The 19,159-nt window shown below is 45.5% G+C and carries 18 protein-coding genes; 11 read left to right on the forward strand and 7 right to left on the reverse strand.

Annotated features, from left to right (window positions below; translation table 11 throughout):
* The first annotated feature begins 216 nt into the window (after positions 1-216).
* Positions 217-1,545, forward strand: coding sequence for an ATP-binding protein (locus tag L2082_RS12910; protein ID WP_446011826.1), 1,329 nt, complete (start codon positions 217-219; stop codon positions 1,543-1,545).
* 68 nt (positions 1,546-1,613) lie between these two features.
* On the opposite strand, the gene L2082_RS12915 is transcribed toward L2082_RS12910, so the two are convergent.
* Entirely contained in the window at positions 1,614-1,832 is a 219-nt protein-coding gene (locus L2082_RS12915; protein WP_446009330.1) for an FmdB family zinc ribbon protein, read from the reverse strand.
* A gap of 186 nt (positions 1,833-2,018) precedes the next feature.
* Between L2082_RS12915 and L2082_RS12920 the strand changes: the two genes are divergently transcribed.
* Complete coding sequence (locus L2082_RS12920; RefSeq protein WP_446009331.1) at positions 2,019-2,897, forward strand: uracil-DNA glycosylase; 879 nt, start codon at positions 2,019-2,021, stop codon at positions 2,895-2,897.
* A gap of 306 nt (positions 2,898-3,203) precedes the next feature.
* On the forward strand, positions 3,204-3,686 hold the full coding sequence (locus L2082_RS12925; RefSeq protein WP_446009332.1) for a rhodanese-like domain-containing protein: 483 nt from the start codon (positions 3,204-3,206) through the stop codon (positions 3,684-3,686).
* A 57-nt stretch (positions 3,687-3,743) separates the two neighbouring features.
* Here L2082_RS12925 and rfbD read toward each other — a convergent pair whose 3' ends face one another.
* Positions 3,744-4,616: a dTDP-4-dehydrorhamnose reductase gene (rfbD, locus tag L2082_RS12930; RefSeq protein WP_446009333.1), complete on the reverse strand. Its 873-nt coding sequence runs from the start codon at positions 4,614-4,616 to the stop codon at positions 3,744-3,746.
* Between the two features lie 175 nt (positions 4,617-4,791).
* Positions 4,792-5,694: a glucose-1-phosphate thymidylyltransferase RfbA gene (gene rfbA / locus L2082_RS12935; protein ID WP_446009334.1), complete on the reverse strand. Its 903-nt coding sequence runs from the start codon at positions 5,692-5,694 to the stop codon at positions 4,792-4,794.
* 189 nt (positions 5,695-5,883) lie between these two features.
* On the opposite strand from rfbA, the gene L2082_RS12940 reads away from it, so the two are divergent.
* The 8 genes from L2082_RS12940 (at position 5,884) to L2082_RS12975 (ending at position 16,210) form a co-directional block, all read left to right on the forward strand.
* The gene (locus L2082_RS12940) at positions 5,884-7,257 is read left to right on the forward strand and encodes a phosphomannomutase (protein ID WP_446011827.1); all 1,374 of its coding nucleotides are present in this window, start codon (positions 5,884-5,886) and stop codon (positions 7,255-7,257) included.
* Between the two features lie 26 nt (positions 7,258-7,283).
* Positions 7,284-8,699, forward strand: a complete 1,416-nt coding sequence (locus L2082_RS12945; protein ID WP_446009336.1) for a mannose-1-phosphate guanylyltransferase/mannose-6-phosphate isomerase — start codon at positions 7,284-7,286, stop codon at positions 8,697-8,699.
* A 38-nt stretch (positions 8,700-8,737) separates the two neighbouring features.
* Positions 8,738-9,799 carry a tRNA 2-thiouridine(34) synthase MnmA gene (mnmA, locus tag L2082_RS12950; RefSeq protein WP_446009337.1) on the forward strand — a complete coding sequence of 354 codons (1,062 nt, stop codon included), beginning with the start codon at positions 8,738-8,740 and terminating at the stop codon, positions 9,797-9,799.
* 166 nt (positions 9,800-9,965) lie between these two features.
* Positions 9,966-10,535, forward strand: a complete 570-nt coding sequence (locus L2082_RS12955; RefSeq protein ID WP_446011828.1) for a Crp/Fnr family transcriptional regulator — start codon at positions 9,966-9,968, stop codon at positions 10,533-10,535.
* Between the two features lie 14 nt (positions 10,536-10,549).
* Positions 10,550-11,497 carry a S66 peptidase family protein gene (locus L2082_RS12960; RefSeq protein WP_446009339.1) on the forward strand — a complete coding sequence of 316 codons (948 nt, stop codon included), beginning with the start codon at positions 10,550-10,552 and terminating at the stop codon, positions 11,495-11,497.
* Between the two features lie 659 nt (positions 11,498-12,156).
* On the forward strand, positions 12,157-13,950 hold the full coding sequence (locus tag L2082_RS12965) for a hypothetical protein (RefSeq protein WP_446011829.1): 1,794 nt from the start codon (positions 12,157-12,159) through the stop codon (positions 13,948-13,950).
* A 135-nt stretch (positions 13,951-14,085) separates the two neighbouring features.
* Positions 14,086-15,435, forward strand: a complete 1,350-nt coding sequence (gdhA, locus tag L2082_RS12970) for an NADP-specific glutamate dehydrogenase (RefSeq protein WP_446010702.1) — start codon at positions 14,086-14,088, stop codon at positions 15,433-15,435.
* 37 nt (positions 15,436-15,472) lie between these two features.
* A complete protein-coding gene (locus L2082_RS12975; protein ID WP_446010703.1) occupies positions 15,473-16,210 on the forward strand; it encodes an arginyltransferase in 738 nt (245 codons plus the stop codon).
* Positions 16,211-16,662: 452 nt separating this feature from the next.
* Here L2082_RS12975 and L2082_RS12980 read toward each other — a convergent pair whose 3' ends face one another.
* From L2082_RS12980 to L2082_RS12995, 4 genes are all read right to left on the reverse strand, one after another.
* On the reverse strand, positions 16,663-16,890 hold the full coding sequence (locus L2082_RS12980) for an AAA family ATPase (protein WP_446010706.1): 228 nt from the start codon (positions 16,888-16,890) through the stop codon (positions 16,663-16,665).
* A gap of 256 nt (positions 16,891-17,146) precedes the next feature.
* A complete protein-coding gene (locus L2082_RS12985) occupies positions 17,147-17,293 on the reverse strand; it encodes a hypothetical protein (RefSeq protein ID WP_446011830.1) in 147 nt (48 codons plus the stop codon).
* Between the two features lie 12 nt (positions 17,294-17,305).
* Positions 17,306-17,566 (reverse strand): hypothetical protein, encoded by a 261-nt coding sequence (locus L2082_RS12990; RefSeq protein ID WP_446010705.1) that lies wholly within the window; start codon positions 17,564-17,566, stop codon positions 17,306-17,308.
* 165 nt (positions 17,567-17,731) lie between these two features.
* Entirely contained in the window at positions 17,732-18,970 is a 1,239-nt protein-coding gene (locus L2082_RS12995) for a hypothetical protein (RefSeq protein WP_446011831.1), read from the reverse strand.
* Positions 18,971-19,159: the final 189 nt, after the last annotated feature.

The following is a 19,159-nucleotide window of genomic DNA, read 5'->3' on the forward strand; positions in this document are numbered from 1 at the left end:
AAAACAAACAACCAGAGGGTAACCTAACTTTTCAAACATGTCTAAATTGAAGAGGCGGGATAGTTGCGCCCAAAATTTCTCATTGCGCTATTCTCATATTGAAAAAAGTTTAGGCTCTGAATTGCTGTTGATTTCTCAAAAATTGAGGCAGGCAAGCTCGAACTGGAGCAGATAGTTTTTCATCTTGAGGAGTTGCTGGAAGCAGTTATCAGACCCATGCGTATCAGAACTCAGGACAAGGGGTTGTATCTTAACCTGGAAATCAATACGGATATTCATCCTTACCTTCTGGGTGACCCGGTTCGGGTTCAGCAAATTTTATTGAATTTTCTTAACAATGCCATAAAGTTTACAGAGCGCGGCGGCATTACTGTGCATGTTAGCACTGCCGAGCAAGAGGACAAGAACCTTGAACTCAGAATATCTGTGCAGGATACCGGTATTGGCATTCCTGAAGAAAGAATGGATCGACTTTTTCAGTCCTTTTCCCAGGCAGACACCTCGACATCGCGAAAATACGGTGGCACAGGGCTGGGACTTGCTATCTGCAAAAGATTAAGCGAAGTTATGGGAGGCTCCGTCGGGGTTACGAGTCAAGAAGGGAAGGGGAGTATTTTTTGGTGTACGGTCTTGATGGAGAAAGCATCCAAAGATTCCTTTATCACTCGAAAAGAACAAACAGGTTTTCATAAATTTTCAACTGAGACACCAAACCTGCTCTTGGTGGAAGACAATAAAGTGAATCAATACGTGGCTCTGTCCATTCTCAAAAAAATTGATCTGGAGGCGGATGTGGCAGAGAATGGAGTCCAGGCCCTTGAGATGCTCCAGACAAAAGAGTATGATCTGGTGCTTATGGATATTCAGATGCCGGAGATGGACGGCTATGAAGCAACACGACATATCCGCAATCCTGACTCCGATGTGCTGCGCTCAGATGTACCGATTATCGCCATGACCGCCGATGCCACTAAAGAAGACCGGGAGAAATGTTTTGCCGCTGGCATGAACGATTATATCCCCAAACCGGTCAATCGGGAGCATCTTTTCACTGTGCTGCAACAGCAACTCTGTCAGGAACGAATGAAAAAAACACAGAAATGTCAGGCAGAGGAACAGCAGGGAGCAGAGCAGGAATCACAAGGAAAAATTCGGCAAGAGGAAGACGGGCAAGCGGAACAGGAACATTCACCGGATCTTTCCCTGGACCATCTGCCTATTTTCAACCGGGTTGATCTTGTGGAGCGTATGGGCGGTGAAGAAGGCATTGACGAATTTATAGACGCCTTTCCTGAGTATCTTTCTGATGATTTTACGGAATTACAGGCTGCCATAGACAGCGATGATGTACAGGAAATTTTGCAGAGTGCCCATAAGATTAAAGGCATGTGTGCCAATGCCTCTGCGGAGCGGCTTCGGGAGGCGGCCTACCGTCTGGAGACTGCTGCCAAGGAGGAGAATATTCATTTGGTTCAATCATTTTTCAACCTCCTTGAACAGGAAGAAAAGCTTTTGCGTGCGTATCTTGAGCAAAAAAGCTCGTAGGGGCGGATCGTTGTGTCCGCCCAGAGTTAAAGGTACAGAAAGCCGCACGGGCTCTCGTTATTCTATGCTCAGGAGAAGCCCGAGTTGGACGGACAACCGCCAGCAGGGCCGCAAGGAATCGAAGCACTGGCGGAACTCATCCGAAATATCCCTGAAGAGATTGTCTTGTGTACTTCATCTGAGCTTTCGCAGTCCGGACATTGCACGGGTTCATTGTCATTGGATGAGGTTTTGAGTACCTCAAACTGCTTTGTGCATTTTTTGCATACATACTCATAGATAGGCATAATATTGCTCCAAAATTATTATTCGTAACACGTTGTTCCAGGAACGTGATGAAAGAGACGTTACTATCCAAAGGCTAGGGTGGTTCTTTGGAGTCGCCCAATCAACTTTCATGATGTATTGTCCCACCCAGGCTCGAGGGGTGGGATCAATTATGTACAAAAAAGATATAAGCACTGGAGTATGTTTTGTCAGCCCAGAAAAAAAAAGAACAGGTTGATCCGGGATCATTAGCATTGCTGACCAGGCAGGTGCGCCATTTCCTTGCTTTTCACCAGGAAATGGGCCTTGTTGCGTACCCGGCTCTCCCGGAACTCCGGCAATTTCTCACTCAAGTACAGAAAAGGGTGCGGAAACAGCAGCCAGTCTCTTCATCCAGTCAACAGGGCAGGGCAGGGCACTCCAACTCTTTTCCCAAAAACAAGCCCCAGGTTGCTCGTCCCTATTCTGACCAGAAGTATAAGCAAAGCCCGGCAAAGCCCGAAACGACATCTGTTCAACAGCAGCTTCAGATGTTGAACCAGGAACTTGTTCAGTGCCGTTGCTGTACTTCAGATGCTGAACCCAGAATTATTCCAGGGCAGGGGAGTCCAACGCCTCGTTTAATGGTGGTGGGAGATTATTTTATCGGAAACTCCTGGGAACAGGGCCTGCTCTGGGGTAAAGAGGAAGATGCCATGCTCTGGAGGATGATGCAGGCCATTGGCCTTGGGCAAAAATCGGTCTATGTCACCAATGCAATAAAATGTCCTCAAACTGCTCCTGTTCAGTCCGGTTCTGCACAGGAACAGGCATGCTTTTCCCATCTGGAACGAGAACTCCAGATTATTCGTCCAAAATTGATCTGCGCCATGGGCGATGCTGCGTGTCGATCTGTACTCAAGACCAAGGCTCCCTTGGCGCGTCTCCGGGGCCGTTTTCATACCTATAAGTATTCGACTGGCGCAATAGGCAAAATTATGCCTACGTACCATCCCCGGTTACTCTTGCAGCATCCAGAAATGAAACAGGCCACCTGGAAAGACCTTCAGGCTGTGCAACGGGCGTTGCAGGCGAGTTGGCCTTAGCAGACTCAGGTATTTCTGCCGTGATACCTGATACGATTTGGTCGTTATAGGTATAACGAACTTGCCATGATACGTATAACGAATCTGTCGTTATACTAATAATGAACTTGCCGTTATACGTATAACGATTTTAACGTGATACCTATGACGAAAGTGACAGATGGTAAATCTGAATCCAGGAACTGCAAAAAAAACTTGTCAATTTCGTTTATTCATGTAATGAAATGTCAAATCTATTTTCCGGGAAACAGCAGGCTCCGCAGTTTTTCGGTTTTTTTATATCGGAGCAATTGGAGGGATAACCCAATGAAGAAGATAGGGATAATGGCTGCCGCCATCGGAGTATGTCTGAGTGTTGCTTCTGCTGCATGGTCATATGATGCAAAAATGGCTGAAAGCTATGCCAAGCTGTTTGCCCCGGCAGAGGGTAAGACGGTAGGAAAAGAACTCCATTTTATCAAGCCCAGTGGATTTATCAAAAATCTTCAGGCAGGAAAAGAATACGTAGCTGTTGATGTACGGACCTCTGGAGAAGCTGCAATGATAGGTATGACCATGCCGGGCAGCATGGCTATTCCAATTAACGAGCTTTTTACAGAGGAAAACCTGAAACGTCTTCCCACTGATAAGATGGTGGTGATGATCTGTAAGTCCGGTGCTCGCGCCACGGTTGCCGGAACAGCCCTGCGTCATATTGGCTTTGATAATGTCTACATCCTCAAAGGAGGATTGCAGGCATTAAGTGCGGCCTATGGGCCAAAAGAAGGTGCTTCTCTCCCAAAAAAATAAAGGGAGTACTGTTGTCGCATTGTTTATCCCATCTCAGATGAGGTGGGATTTTTTCCTTCAGTACGGTGCAAGCAAGGTATCCCGATACTGCTCAATAAAGGCATCAATATCCTGTTGCCATGTCTGCATGAGATTCAGGTCTTGCGTTTTGAGGACGCTGTTTTCCAGGATGGAATTTGCTGGCCGGTGGGCCGGGGTAGGGTATTCTTTTGTAGTGCAAGGTTCAAGAGAAAATGGGATTCCCAGAGATTGCAAAAAATATTTAGCCCCTTCATACCAGGTACTGGAACCCTCAGCAGTAGCATGAGCAATACCAGTGAGATCTGAAGCGAGGAGCAGATCAATCTGACGGGCCAAAGTCATGGTCCAGGTTAAAGAACCGTATTGGTCATTCACCACCCGGATGGTTCGTTCTGAATCAGCCATTGCCAACCGCAACATTGTCTTGAGAAAATTATTACCGCCTATCCCATAAAGCCAGGAAGTGCGCAGGATAAAAAAATTATCCATCTTGTCCCGGATTGCTTGTTCTCCAGCTAACTTGCTTTTTCCATAGGCAGATAATGGGGCAACTGAATCCAGCTCTGTATAGGCTTGGGGAATCGGTTTGTCTCCTGCAAAAACATAATCTGTTGAGATATGGATAAGTCGCACACCTTTTGCAGCACAGACCTCAGCCAAATAGCCCGGCCCTTGAGCATTAACAGCCCAGCAGGCTTCCTGGTCATCTTCACAGGCATCTACCGCTGTATAGGCAGCACAATTGACCAGCACATCTGGTTGCAAGGTTTGTATTTCACGCTCAACCTGTGCTTGGTCGGTAATATCAAGCTGTCCCGAGGTTCGGCCGTGGACAGTATTTTTTTCACCTATAATCTTGAGACAATCCTGTCCCAGCTGACCGCCTGCACCTGCTATTAAGATATTCATGATTTTTCGTTAAAAACACTCAGGGTGTTACCCTGAGCTGGTCAGATATAGCCCCGTTGGGGCTTTTTTTTATGTCACTTGCTCAGGTTCCCGGATGCTCACCACCAGGAATCAATGCCCTGAAAGGGCAATATATAATAGCCCAGGGTAACACCCTGGGTATACTATATTTTATTTATATAACCAGCCCATTTTTTGCCCCTGGAATTTTTCTCTCTTCCAGGATTGATATCAAATATTGACCATATTGATTTTTCAACATAGAGTCTGCAAGTTCTGTAACCTGTTCAGCAGTAATATAGCCCTGGCGATAGGCAATTTCTTCAATACAGGCAATCTTCAGTCCCTGACGATCCTGCACAGCCTGGACATAACTGGATGCCTGCTGCAAGGATTCATGGGTTCCGGTATCCAGCCAGCAAAAACCGCGGCCCAGCAGTTCCACAGTCAATTTTTCCTGTTCAAGATAGCAGGAGTTAACATCTGTAATCTCCAGTTCTCCCCGTGGCGAAGGTTTGATGGAGGCGGCAATATTAACCACTGAGTTATCATAAAAATATAAACCAGGCACTGCGTAACGGGATTTGGGTTTTTCTGGTTTTTCCTCAATGCCTCTCACCTTTCTGTCTTTATCAAATTCAACAACGCCATAGCGCTCTGGGTCTTTGACTAAATAGCCAAAAATAGTGCCGCCATCTGTCAATTTGCTGCATCGCTGTACAATCCCGGCAAAACCTTGGCCAAAAAAGATATTATCGCCTAACACAAGGGCAACCGGGTCATTGGCAATAAAGTCTTTGCCAATGAGAAAGGCTTGTGCCAGTCCTTCCGGACGGGGCTGTTCAGCATAGGAAATATTCAATCCAAGCTGCTCTCCAGCTCCAAACAACTCAATAAATCTTGGCAAATCGCTTGGCGTGGAAATAATCAAAATATCGCGGATTCCTGCCAGCATAAGCACAGAAAGCGGATAATAGATCATCGGTTTATCATAGACAGGGATCAGCTGCTTACTCATCACTTTGGTTAACGGATAAAGCCGGGTTCCAGAACCACCTGCAAGAATAATACCTTTCATTTTTTCTCCAAATTATCTTCAAATCCACCTGAAAAGCACTTGTTCCTTGCATCAGGGGCTAATTGTATGATATGAATTACCTACTTATTATTTTCCTTATTGCTCAAATGTAACGCTTGAGTATAACGTATTTATTGTTGTTGATCAAAATTTGTTTGTTAAAATTTTTTCATTTTTTAGAGGTCAGTTATGTCGGAATCACTCAAATGTTTTACAGCCTATGATGTCCGGGGACGTGTGCCGGATGAGCTGAATAATGATATTGCCGCCCGTATCGGACTGGCCTTTTGCCGACAAATTGATGCTGGCAAGGTCGTTATAGGGCATGATATTCGGCTATCCAGCCCGGAAATCAGCGAATACCTCTGTCAGATACTGACGAGGGCTGGAATTGATGTTATTGATATAGGGCTGTGCTGCACTGAAGAAATCTATTTTGCTGTCTTTGAGGGAGAGGGTAATGGGGTTGATGGCGGGATAATGATAACAGCCAGTCATAACCCTGCTGATTATAATGGTATGAAATTTATTGGTAAAGGTGCCCGCCCCATATCTGCGGACTCCGGCCTGCTGGAGGTGGCTGAAAAAGCTGGTTCTGATGAATGGTATCAGAGTGCCCTGCCGCAACAGCCAGATCATATTGGCAAGCATAGTAAAATGCCTAATAAACACCTCTATATTTCGCACCTCCTTTCCTCACTCAAGAAGGAAACCTTACAGCCGCTTACCATTGTTAGTAACGCAGGCAACGGCTGTGCAGGACCTGTGATTAATCTTTTAGAACAGCACCTTCCCTTTACTTTTATTCAGCTTAACCATGAACCAGACGGCAGTTTTCCCCAAGGGGTGCCTAATCCTCTCTTGCAGGAAAATCGGGAAGAAACGGCCCAGGCTGTGCAAGAACATGGGGCAGACCTGGGGATTGCCTGGGACGGAGATGCTGATCGTTGCTTCCTTTTTGATGAAACCGGTCGGTTTATTGAAGGGTATTATATTGTTGGCCTGTTAGCTGCTGCAATACTGAAACGTCATCCTGGGGCAACCATCCTCCACGACCCCAGGTTGATATGGAATACCCAGGAGATTGTTCAGGCCGCAGGTGGCAAGGCAGTTATGACCAAGACCGGACATGCCTTTATTAAAGAGGCAATGCGCAAAGAGCAGGCAATCTACGGTGGGGAAATGTCGGCCCATCATTATTTTCAGGACTTTGGTTATTGTGATTCAGGTATGCTTCCTTGGCTGCTGGTTGTCCAACTGATCTGCGAGCAGGGCACTTCTCTTTCTGCGCTGATTGATGAACAGATGCAAGCCTATCCGGTGAGCGGGGAGATAAACTCCACAGTTGCTGATCCTGATGCGACGATTAAGCGCGTAGAAAAACTGTACAGTGACGGTGAAAAAGATTATACTGATGGCCTTTCTGTTGCTTACCCGGACTTTCGTTTTAACCTCCGGAAATCCAATACCGAGCCAGTCCTTCGTCTCAATGTAGAGACCCGTGCTGATACAAAACTCTTACAGGAAAAAACTGAGGAGCTGCTCGCCCTGATCCTGGGGTAATTCTTAAAAAATACATATCAAAAAATATGCGCATTCAACCTGTTATCCTTGCTGGTGGCACTGGTACCCGTCTCTGGCCTTTTTCCCGGGAGCTGTACCCTAAACAACTCCTCAGTCTGATTGGCGAACATTCTCTTTTGCAAACAACCCTGATTCGGGTCAGCCTTATCCCGGATGCCTTGCCGCCGCTTATTGTTGTGGGCGAAGAGCACCGTTTTCTAACCCGTTCCCAGGTTGAAGAACTGAACCTTTTTCAGAACTACCAGCTCCTTCTTGAGCCCCTTGGCAAAGACACTGCCCCGGCAGTCTGTGGTGCAGCCCTGTTTGCCCAACAACAGAACCAACAGGGAGGGGATGATATCCTGTTACTGGTTTTGCCGGCAGATCATCTTATTGCCCGGCCAGATGATTTTATCAAGACTGTACAGCAGGCAAAAGAACTTGCCAAACAAGGCAGACTTGCCACCTTTGGTATTGTGCCGGATCGCCCGGAAACCGGATACGGCTATATCCGCAGAGGTGCAGAGCATGCTGTTCAATCCTTTGTGGAAAAACCTGACTTGCCAACAGCAGAGCAGTATCTTGCAGACAAGAATTATTTCTGGAACAGTGGCATGTTTGCCTTTCCAACAGAGCTGCTCCTTGCTGAACTACAGACATACACCCCTGATATTGTCTCCTGTATGCAAGAAGCTGTGAAAAAAGGGACTCCTGATGGAGTCTTTTTCCGCTTTGATCCTGATTCTATGCAGCAAAGCCCGGCTGATTCAGTGGATTATGCTCTGATGGAAAAAACAGACAAAGCAGTGGTGGTTGAGGCTGATTTTGGCTGGAATGATATTGGTTCCTGGCGGGCCCTTTGGGAAGTCACTGAAAAAGACCAGGGCGGTAATGTGGTCAGTGGTGATGTGCTCCTTGAAGATGTTAAAAATTGCCTTATCCGCTCTGAAGATACCTTGGTGGCTGCAATCGGTTTACGAGACACCCTTGTGGTGGAAACCTCTGATGCGGTCTTGGTCGCTCCTATGGATCGGTCTCAGGATGTAAAGAAGATAGTCAATAAAATCAAAAAACAAAAACGGACCGAGTTTCATAGCCATCGAACAGTGTATCGGCCCTGGGGCAGTTACACCACCCTGGAGATCCATGATCGTTTTCAAATAAAACGGATCACTGTAAGCCCAGGTGCCCGGCTTTCCTCGCAGATGCATCATCATCGCCACGAGCATTGGGTTGTTGTCCGGGGAACTGCCCGTGTAGAAAACGGTGAACAGGAGATCCTGCTGCGGGAAGACGAGTCAACCTATATCCCTTTGGGAACCACCCATCGTCTGGAAAACCCTGGTGTGATCCCTTTGGAGCTTATTGAAATCCAGATCGGAAGCTATCTTGGGGAAGACGATATTGTCCGCTTTGACGATGAATACGGACGGAATGCTTAACCCAAGGGGATACTTAACTCAAGGCAGTGAATATAACTATGCCTGAACAATCTGGAAAAACTGAAAAGAACACTCCCATTTCTGTTGGTGTTGCCATGAGTGGCGGTGTTGACTCCACGGTTGCTGCTGCAACCTTGCTGGAACAGGGGTTTGCTGTTCATGGTTTTTTTATGAAATTGCCCCTGCCTGGCATTGATGAGCAGATTGATAAGGTTCAGGCGGTTACTGATCAGCTTGGGATTCCGTTCCATTTGGTGGCAATGGAGAAGGACTTTATCCAAAAGGTTATTGCTTATTTTTGTGCTGCATATCGCCAAGGCCGGACTCCTAATCCCTGTGTGATCTGTAACCGGATCATTAAATTTGGCCTGCTGACCCAGGCTATGCATGCCCAAGGCATGGAAAAAACAGCAAGCGGTCATTATGTAGGGCGAGAGCAGCGAAAAAACACTGTTCTTCTCCGACGTGGTAAGGATCCCAAAAAAGATCAATCATATTTTCTTTGCCGTCTTACTCCTGAGCAGCTCCGGCACAGCCTTTTTCCTCTGGCTGATCGCCGGAAACAAGATATTTATCTCCAGGCAAGGTCCTTGGGTTTTAGCCAATTTAATGGCGATGAGAGCCAGGATGTCTGCTTCCTTGCCCAACAGGATCTGGCATCCTTTCTTAATGAGCAAGGACTCCAGGAAGTACAAGGAGATATTGTGACAACAGACGGTAAAATCCTGGGAACGCATGAGGGGATTTGGAAATATACAGTAGGCCAGCGCAGAGGTCTGGGAATACCTGATGCAACGCCTTGGTATGTGGTTGGGCTGGATGCACAAAAGAACCAAGTTATTATTGGAAAAAATGACGCGCTGTTTCAAACAGAACTCAGCCTTTCTGATATGCAATGGCAGCTGGATGTACCAGTACCTTGGCATGGCAAGGTGCAGCTTCGTTCCCGACACCAGGCCGCGGTTGCAGAGGTACATCCTGGGAAAAACGGAACCTGGCAGGTTTGTTTTCAAGAGCCGCAACGGGCTGTGACGCCAGGCCAATTTGCAGTCATGTATCAAGAGGATACCGTGGTGGGATCAGGAGTTATAATCTCGTGAGGTAATCTCCTGAGAGCTTTCTGATACTACCTCATTGCAGCAATGCTTTATATTTTTTATTGCCTGCTTCAATTCTGACTTACTTGTCATTATGGATTTTATCCAACTGGATTGCCTCCAACTCTTAGGATTTCTCGCAGCATTTTTAATGTTCTCAACTTTTTACATGAAGAACATGATCCCGTTGCGAATCATTGGCATGGCAAGTAATGTGGCTTTTATTCTCTTTGCAGTCAATTCAGAGCCTAAAGTCATGCCCTTGGTTGTTCTTCATACCGTCCTGCTGCCGATGAATTTTTTTCGGTTGATTCAAATGCTCAAGCTGGTCAAACAAGTCCGTTCAGCATCTGAAGATGATATGTCCTTTGAGTTTATGATTCCTCACATGCATAAAGAAACATTCGAAAAAAACGATATTGTTTTTCGGCGCGGCGATAAAGCGGAAAAAATATATCTCCTCAAATCAGGCATTCTGACAGTGGATGAACTTGATATTATTATTCAGCCTGGAGAACTCTTTGGAGAAATGGGGGTTTTTGCCAGTGAGCAATTTCGTCTGGCCACCTTACGGTGCGGCAGTGAGGTTGAATTGCTCTCTATGACGGACACCCAAATCAAACAGCTGTATTATCAAAATCCTGAATTTGGTTTTTATCTTATCCAGCTCTTACTCAAGCGTTTCTCGCAAAACGAAGGACAGAGAGAAAAAAGCACCACTGAGCCTGTCCGAACCTAAAAAGTCGTAACGTTATGCCTCTTCCTCTCCTTCCTCCTCGGCTTTATCCAGGAGACAGTATCGGTGTTATCTATCCTGCTGGTCCGGTGCGCGACCAGGCACGTCTGGAAAGCGGCCTGCAAATACTGCGGGGGCTGAATCTCCGTGTCCGCCATTATCATCCTGACAACAGTGGCCCTGACTATCTTGCTGCAAATGATGAACAACGTGTCCGAAATTTTCATCATCTCTGGAACGACGAGACAGTCAAGGCCCTGATAGCAGCCAGGGGAGGATATGGCTGCCTGCGCATTATCAGAATGCTGGAGCCTGATCTTCTTCGCTCTAAACCTAAATGGCTGATTGGTTTCAGTGACCTGACAGTGGTGCTCAATGGCATTTCTGCTGCAACCGGCTTGGTCACCCTGCATGGGCCTATGGTGACTACCCTGGCAAATGCTGACGCAATCTCTCTCCAACGTTTTAAAGAGGCTCTGAGTAATAGATTTCAGCCGCTGGCACCGACCAGGGATCTGGAAATTCTCCGTTCAGTTCCAGGAGAAAGAGGGCAGGGGAGGCTTGCTGGTGGCAACCTGACCACCCTTACCCATATGATGGGTACGCCCTGGCAGCCTGATTTAACCGGTAAAATCCTTTTTCTTGAAGATACAGGCGAACCACTCTATAAACTGGATCGTATGTTGACGCATCTTGCCTGTTGCGGGGTATTGGATAAGCTTGCCGGGCTTCTCCTTGGTGTTTTTGACCCTGGTCATTATGATCGTTTGGAAATTCTCCGTTTGAATGAACAGGCCTGGAAACGTGTTCTGGAACTCACTCAGGGAACTGAGTATCCCATCTGGGGCGGGTTGCCTATTGGTCATCAACAGGGTAATGTAGCCTTGCCCATTGGCATGGAGGCTGTAATGGACAGCTCAAACGGAACTTTGGGGTTTCTTCCCCAGAGCTGCCAGGTGCTCTGAAAAAAAAGGGGTGCTTAAACTTTAAGCAATGCTAAATATTGCGATTTTAATACTAGAAATCAGCTGTTTGATATTTTCATTAATTTTTGCTTCTCTTTGGATAAGCAATCCAAATGGAAATTACGAACCATACTTAGTATGGTTGGGTGTAGTAAAATTGCCAGAAAGAGGTCTTGGTTCAAATTATAAAAAAATATCCGCTAACGCGGGCTGATCGCCCGCAACCCGATAAAATATGAGTTGAGCCGTTCCTCAAGCAGAATGAAAGTAGCGAATAACTTTCAGGATACAAAGGGCGGACTCTTGTATCCGCCAGACAGGGAGTGACAACATATAGGGGTGCCCCGGCGGTATCCGGCAGCCCCTGCCTTGACCGTCTGAAAAACAGCATAGGTTTTGCCTTTCAAAATACAGGTATTTTGACATACAAAATATGGGTATTCTTATTCACGAAAATAAAAAGCCCGTAGTTTGTTGCGGGTGAGCGGAGCAACCCTCGACATATCTGACTCGCCTTAGTAAGGCACTCATTTACTCATTTTGCAGGCTGTCCCGCCTAAGCTGATAGCCAGATGGGATGAAGTTTTAATGCCTGTTCTGCCAACGGAGCGGCTACGGTAATCATATATTACCTGTCGCCCATAACCGAAAGGAGCACAATGAAATCGACAAAGAAAAAAGCCTTGTTTTGTCTTCTGGCATCCTTCTTCCTCTTTGCCTGTGATAAGAAAGAGAAGGAAGAGGTGCCGCCGCTAAAACAGGAGGCCCCAAAACCCGTAACCATGCTTGATGTGGTGCCAGCAGATACCATTTTTTTCTCTGGTGGCTTGCAACCCTTTCCACTCACTGAAACACTTCAATGGAGTGCTGATAATTTTGCTTTTATCAAAGAACTTGACCCGGACACTCTTTATCCTCTTCAGCAGGATGTAAAAATTCCTGGGCAACGTATGGCTGTCCAGCTTTGGCTTGATTATTATGCAATGATGGTCTCTCCAGAGACAGAAATGGAAAAATGGGGCATCCAGGAAAAACCCTTGCTCGCCACCTATACTGTTGGACTGGCTCCAGTTTTACTGCGTATCAGTTTAAAGGATGTTCAGGCTTTTCAGAAAAAAGTTGATGCACTGGAGGCAAAAGCCGAAGTTACCAGCACACATGAAACCCTGGGCAAGGCCAGCTACCGCCGTTATGCATTAACTGAAAAAAATGAAAAGCATCCATCAGTGGATCTTATCATTGGTGTGGATAATGAGCGTAAGCATGCTGTATTTATGTTGGATATTGGCGTTGATAGCGAACAGACTCTGGCCATTGCCCTGGGCCAACAAAAGCCTGAAAAAGCACTTGCTGAAACAGGGCGGGTTGAGGCCTTAATAAAGCAGTACAAACTGCACCCTGCCTGGGTTGGTTATCTTGACCATCAGCAACTCATTACCGGTCTGATCACCAAAGAAGGCAACAGTGTTGCAAAGATGATGCAGAGCCTTACACCGCAAATACAGGGAACCACACCCTTGCTGGATGAATTACAAACCGAGGGTTGTCGTAATGATGTAGTGGCTATGGGCAAGAACTGGCCGCAAACGGTTTTCGGATACACAGCATTAGAACTGGCCGCACCCCCATCCCGGATTAATTCGCTTATTGTTGTTGAAAATAAAGACAAAGCACTCTTGGATGGCCTGCAATCTCTTCGTGGCTTTGTTCCTCAATATGTAAAAAATCCTGCTCAAGCACCGATTGCTGCTTTTGGCCTTGGTCTGAATATAGAAAAAATCGCTCCTTTCCTTACTGAGCGGTGGACAGCCATTACCCAGAAGCAGTATAGCTGTTCTTTTCTCAAAGAAATGCAAGAAGATGTAAAATCTCAGCAGCCAGCTGCCCTTGCCATGATGACAGGGATGGCTCCTGGTGTACAAGGACTTGCCCTTTCGCTGATGTCTCTGGAGCTAGAAAACGCAGAACAAGCTGATGCTCCTCCTATGCCAAAGACCGTTGATGCCTTGATCAGTCTGGCAGTGAAAAATCCAACAAACTTTGTGCAGATGATTGGTACTTTTTTCCCACCACTTGCCGAGTTACAAATCCCTGCTGATGGCACCCCGGTTCAGCTGCCCTTACCTGTGCCGCTTCCGTTTCCAGTGATGGCGGCAATAAACGGCTCTCACCTGACTGTATATGTTGGTGAACAATCTCAGGCCTTATCTCAGGCCTTGGGTTCAGAGTCTTTAGAGGCTTCCAAGGGCCTGCTTGCAACAAATGTTGATTATGGCAAGTATTACAGTCTAATTGGAGATAGTTTAACCAGCCTGGATATTCCTGATGCCCAAAAGCCGGAAACCCAGGCTGTTTTTGAGGCAATGAAAGACGTGAATATGCAGATGCAGATGAACATGGATGTAACAGAACGCGGTATTGAATTCCAGGTAAACATGGCAACAACAGAGTGATAAGGAATTCATTGTCGTAGGGGCGAACCTCTGTGTTCGCCCTATGATGCTTGCAACACAAGGTATGAAAATACGGCCTGACTCCAGAGAGTCAGGCCGTGCCTTTGTATATAACCACACGAAACAATTTGATTCATGAAAAATATCCCTGCGCATATTATTCAGCGTGACCCTGACCAAAAAGAATTTCTCCAGGCTGTTTCTGAGCTGCTTGAAACAGTCCAGCCGGTGTTAGATCGCAATCCAGAGTACCGTAGCCAGGCAATTATTGAACGTATCACTGAACCGGAACGAGCCATTATTTTTCGGGTTCCCTGGATGGATGACCAGGGCAGGGTGCAGGTGAACCGGGGATTCCGGGTTGAGATGAATTCGGCCATTGGGCCCTATAAAGGCGGTCTGCGTTTTCACCCCTCAGTTACCCTGTCCATTATCAAGTTTCTTGCCTTTGAACAGGTATTTAAAAACAGCCTGACCACCTTACAAATGGGAGGAGGGAAGGGCGGAGCAGATTTTGATCCCAAGGGACGCTCAGATGCAGAGGTTATGCGTTTTTGCCAAGCTTTTATGACGGAATTATCCCGTCATATCGGCCCAGATACTGATGTTCCTGCCGGAGATATTGGAGTGGGAGCCAGGGAGATAGGATATCTTTTTGGGATGTATAAAAAAATACGTAATGAATTTACAGGAGTTATTACAGGAAAAGGATTAGATTGGGGGGGAAGCCTTATCCGACCACAGGCCACTGGCTATGGTATGGTCTATTTTACCGCAGAAATGCTGGCAAAGAATAACGAGTCTCTGGAAGGAAAAAAATGCCTGGTTTCTGGCTCTGGAAATGTGGCCCAATACACCGCAGAAAAGGTCCTCCAACTGGGTGGTCAGGTGCTGACCTTATCTGATTCATCTGGTTATATTTATGATGAAGAGGGCATTGATGAAGAGAAACTTCAGCATGTTATGCAGCTGAAAAATATCCGACGGGTCCGGATTCATGAATATTGTGAAAAATACCCAAATGCCACATACACCGAAGTTAACCCTGAGCTTGATTATAATCCGCTTTGGAACCATCAGGCTGACTGCGCCATGCCCTGTGCAACCCAAAATGAAATTAACAAGCACGATGCCCAGCATCTCCTGAATAATGGGGTTGGTCTTGTCTGTGAAGGGGCTAATATGCCTTGTACTCCTGATGCCATTGATATGTTTCTTCACAACAACATTCTTTATGGTCCTGGAAAAGCAGCAAATGCTGGCGGAGTTGCAGTGTCTGGATTGGAGATGTCGCAAAACTCTATGCGGCTTGCCTGGTCGGAACAAGAGGTAGATAACCATCTTCGTAGAATCATGAAGTCTATCCATACAACCTGTATTGATGCTGCTGAAGAGTATGGGCTCTCGAATAACTATTTAGCAGGGGCTAACATTGCCGGTTTTGTGAAGGTAGTGAATGCCATGCTTGACCAGGGACTGGTCTGATTTTTTTTCATAACTAGGTAATGTGGCTGCAGAAGTAATGACAGTAGACGATTTTACCCAACAAAATGAAGATAGCCTTCGCAATTCGCTCGAACAATATTTTGTTGATATAACATCAGAGTGTCCTTATGGGATGCCTCAACACGCTGTGTATCATCAGGCCTTTTTTGGGTCTTTACCGGATACAACTATGGAGTTTTTCTTTCGAAACGGGTACCGAAGGAATGGAAATTGTATGTATTCCATGCGCTGTGCAGGCTGCCAAAAATGTATTCCTATCCGGTTACATCCATATCGTTTTTCAAGAAATCGTAACCAAAAGCGGGTATGGGCAAAAAATAAGGATATCAGTGTTGGTTTGGCACCGTTGACCATGTCTGGTGAAAATCTTGCCTTGTTGGATCGGTTTCTTAAAAAACGTTTTCCAGATGGGCGCGCCAATGCAGAAAGCTATTACAGTGGTTTTTTTATTACCTCAATGACCAAGTGTTTTGAAATTCGTTATCGGGTTGCGGATCAATTGCTTGGAGTGGCCATTGTTGACTGTTCTGATAACTGGCTCAATGCGGTGTATTTTTATTTTGATCCTGATCAAGGCGATCGCAGTCCAGGAACGCTGAATATTCTCTATCTTATAGAATTTTGCCAACGTCACAAAATCAACCACCTGTATCTTGGTTACTGGATTGATAAGGTTCAGGGGATGCAGTACAAAACAGCTTTTAAACCGCATGAACTGCTTATTAATGGAAAATGGGAAGGTGTTGCCAGGTAAAAAATATCTAGAACTGAAAATTATGCTATTTTAAGCTCTTACAGAATAATTTAACATAATATATATTATGCGACATTATATGTATCATTTTAAAATTAGGGAATTTTTACTTTAACGCTGATTTGCCTCTGCCCTTTCTGTATACATCGTTCGTTTTCGTTTATTCTTGCTGTTCTTCTTTCTGATGGCTCTAATGGTTTTAGAAAAAAAAGTGCGCTGCATCATTCGGCTTTCATTAACCGAATAATTGTTCAGAAATCCTGTTTTCAAAAATCCCACACGCCGCTTTTAGCGCAAATCATCCCCTTTCCCAGGAAAACCCTTCTAAGTAAAAAATTTATATCTCCTTGTTATTTTTAGATTTGGTCTAGGTCGCAGGCCGGGGGGAACGCTCTCAATATTTTTCTTTGCACTGCTAAAAAAAATACCAACCAAGTACACTGCGCCCTGCCCTATAGATTATCCAGGATCAGCTTGTCGTACAACTCTGTGCCCCAATCCCAGGTATCATGGATGGACAGGCCGTGGAACAGTTCCTTCTGTCCCTCGAACATAGCCTGTAAAGTGGAGAGAAAAAGGCTCTTACCGAAACGGCGTGGCCTGGAGAGAAAATAATATTTGCCGTTGTTGATTAGCTCAAAGGCGATTTTTGTTTTATCAACATGATACCGAAGGATTATGTTCCGCTATCAGTTGACGCAATGCATCAGATTCAGGTTTGATGGAATAAATGATCGTACTGTCCAGGAGCATAACTTACTCCCTGCCCGGCAATGGCCGGTCTTTTCGAATTTCCCGCTGCCAAGCTGCCGGATCATCAATATGCGACAAAGCTCGTCTGTCTGCCATCCGTTGAAGAACAGCCGCCATGCGCTTCCCCTGACTGCTTTTTGCTTTGCTCTGATTTTGCAAAAAAAGCCCCTGCTCCCAAGCAAGCTAAGTGAGCAACGACTGCATGAGCTGGAATTTATCCGCCTGCGGTAATGATTCAACAAGCTTGCAGTTCCACGTCAGCAGGAAGTCAATCTTGTAATATGAAGCATAGGCCAGATGGAGCGCGTCTCCTTTTAATACCTGCGGCATCAGATAGTTGTCTTAATAGACCTGCGCTATCTGTTCGATTTCATTGTTTGGAGGAAGAAGGGCGTTCTCTACTGCGCATCTCAGGATTTCCTTTTTTCTTGGATAATCGCCTTCAGACAGCTCGTTGAAGGTTTCTTCTGAAATCCACAGGTCAAAGTTGCTTCGTTCTTCATTCCACCATTTTCCGGTTACATCAATATACATTCTGATGCGTTCCCGATCATCGAATAAATAGCTGGGGATAGTGGTATCCAAATAGACAGACTTTTTCATCTTGATCTGCTCAAATCTTATTTAAGTTTAGCAGGGCTGGCAAAATTCTGCAAAGCGCATCCTCAATCGGCAACGGCCTCATAGCCGGGCAGGGATTTTATGGTAGAGGGATCAAGAGGCGGCGGGAATTCCACGTTCAGGAGCTGGGCGATTTGGTCGGTGAGGTTATCTCTCCAAACCGAACCACAGGCTTCCCTCCTCTACAATTTCAGCAAAATGTTTTGCTGAAAAGCCATGTTCGAACAAATCATCTCTGGAATGATTGTCATTTTCATGTAGAAGATTTCTTAATAAATATCGTTCATTTCGTAAAATCACCGTTAACCCTTCCAGAGAAACTTTGAGAAATCCATCAATAAGAGTTTGATCATACTCAATCGAAGTATCAACAATCCAAGAATGGAGTACGATATCTTTCGCCTGTCCTGAAATACAAAGATTGGCACGAAGTTCTCCGTCTTCTTCTATTGCCGACAAGAGTGCTTTACGCTTCCTTCTGAGTTGCCGGGCGGCTTTACGTAATGTCGTAGTGTAGTAAATCCAGGCGTCTTGTAATGTTTTCCTGATATAGGTCGATTTAACTTCTATAAGGAATATATGTCGTTCTAAATGACAAATCAGATCCATCTCTCCTGGGTCCGCGTCAAGTAATTTTGGCGGGTTATACCCTATAACAACGTTGAAACTTTTACTCTTAAATAACTCCCCTAATCGATGCTCAATGCGGTGGGTTTCATCATTGCGGTCAATACGGCGACAGCCAATCCGACGTAAATTATTTACAGCCGCTGTTGCATTATTCTGGAGGGCCATTAACCATGGAAGCTGGAATCCGTAACTGCCCAGTTGTAAAATCGGACGTTCATGAAATTCAGGTACAGGCATACTCGGATGCTTTTTCAAACGAACTGCAACCGAATAAAGGTCATTAGTCCAGAATGACAGAATAGCTTCTGCTGCTTTAATATCGCCTTTAGGATGAGTATCAGAAACCGTCCATGATTTAATACGTTCTGCTTTTTCAGCAGGTTCTGCCCAAGTCAGTGGAAAACGATTCTCACCTTCTGCAATGCCAGCAATCAAGAGCTGTCCGAGCGCGTTGAGCCAATTACCGGTCGTTTGATGGTAATAATCTATAAATTGGTCAATATAACAGGTTTTAAAAAAAGCAGTCATCAGCGCAAGCGAATGAAGAACTTTAAAAAGGTCAACTCGTGTCCCTTTATTTACTTCAATATCATCACTAAAACCATATATTTCATATAGTTTTAAATATACCTGATTCGCTTTTATATATGCCTCGCGATTACCTGCATCATTCTCAGGAGTGCCAAAGGGTGTATCGTCAAGTTTTAATGCAGCATATTCAACTAGAGAACGATTAAACCAATATTGCTGGAGCATCTTCAGCTTTCTACCATTCTTATCCCATTCAGACTCCGTAGAAATACCACCTTGATAAAGGGCAGCAATTCAGAGCCTAAACTTTTTTCAATATGAGAATAGCGCAATGAGAAATTTTGGGCGCAACTATCCCGCCTCTTCAATTTAGACATGTTTGAAAAGTTAGGTTACCCTCTGGTTGTTTGTTTT

The organism is Candidatus Electrothrix sp. (genome assembly GCF_052785085.1).

Excerpts from the sequence above, each read along its gene's own strand:
- L2082_RS12910 (WP_446011826.1), top strand. The coding sequence starts at position 217 with ATGCGTATCAGAACTCAGGACAAGGGGTTGTATCTTAACCTGGAAATC.
- L2082_RS12915 (WP_446009330.1), bottom strand. The coding sequence starts at position 1,832 with ATGCCTATCTATGAGTATGTATGCAAAAAATGCACAAAGCAGTTTGAG.
- L2082_RS12925 (WP_446009332.1), top strand. The coding sequence starts at position 3,204 with ATGAAGAAGATAGGGATAATGGCTGCCGCCATCGGAGTATGTCTGAGT.
- rfbD (WP_446009333.1), bottom strand. The coding sequence starts at position 4,616 with ATGAATATCTTAATAGCAGGTGCAGGCGGTCAGCTGGGACAGGATTGT.
- rfbA (WP_446009334.1), bottom strand. The coding sequence starts at position 5,694 with ATGAAAGGTATTATTCTTGCAGGTGGTTCTGGAACCCGGCTTTATCCG.
- L2082_RS12940 (WP_446011827.1), top strand. The coding sequence starts at position 5,884 with ATGTCGGAATCACTCAAATGTTTTACAGCCTATGATGTCCGGGGACGT.
- L2082_RS12945 (WP_446009336.1), top strand. The coding sequence starts at position 7,284 with ATGCGCATTCAACCTGTTATCCTTGCTGGTGGCACTGGTACCCGTCTC.
- mnmA (WP_446009337.1), top strand. The coding sequence starts at position 8,738 with ATGCCTGAACAATCTGGAAAAACTGAAAAGAACACTCCCATTTCTGTT.
- L2082_RS12955 (WP_446011828.1), top strand. The coding sequence starts at position 9,966 with ATGAAGAACATGATCCCGTTGCGAATCATTGGCATGGCAAGTAATGTG.
- L2082_RS12960 (WP_446009339.1), top strand. The coding sequence starts at position 10,550 with ATGCCTCTTCCTCTCCTTCCTCCTCGGCTTTATCCAGGAGACAGTATC.
- L2082_RS12965 (WP_446011829.1), top strand. The coding sequence starts at position 12,157 with ATGAAATCGACAAAGAAAAAAGCCTTGTTTTGTCTTCTGGCATCCTTC.
- gdhA (WP_446010702.1), top strand. The coding sequence starts at position 14,086 with ATGAAAAATATCCCTGCGCATATTATTCAGCGTGACCCTGACCAAAAA.
- L2082_RS12975 (WP_446010703.1), top strand. The coding sequence starts at position 15,473 with ATGACAGTAGACGATTTTACCCAACAAAATGAAGATAGCCTTCGCAAT.
- L2082_RS12985 (WP_446011830.1), bottom strand. The coding sequence starts at position 17,293 with ATGCCGCAGGTATTAAAAGGAGACGCGCTCCATCTGGCCTATGCTTCA.
- L2082_RS12990 (WP_446010705.1), bottom strand. The coding sequence starts at position 17,566 with ATGAAAAAGTCTGTCTATTTGGATACCACTATCCCCAGCTATTTATTC.
- L2082_RS12995 (WP_446011831.1), bottom strand. The coding sequence starts at position 18,970 with ATGCTCCAGCAATATTGGTTTAATCGTTCTCTAGTTGAATATGCTGCA.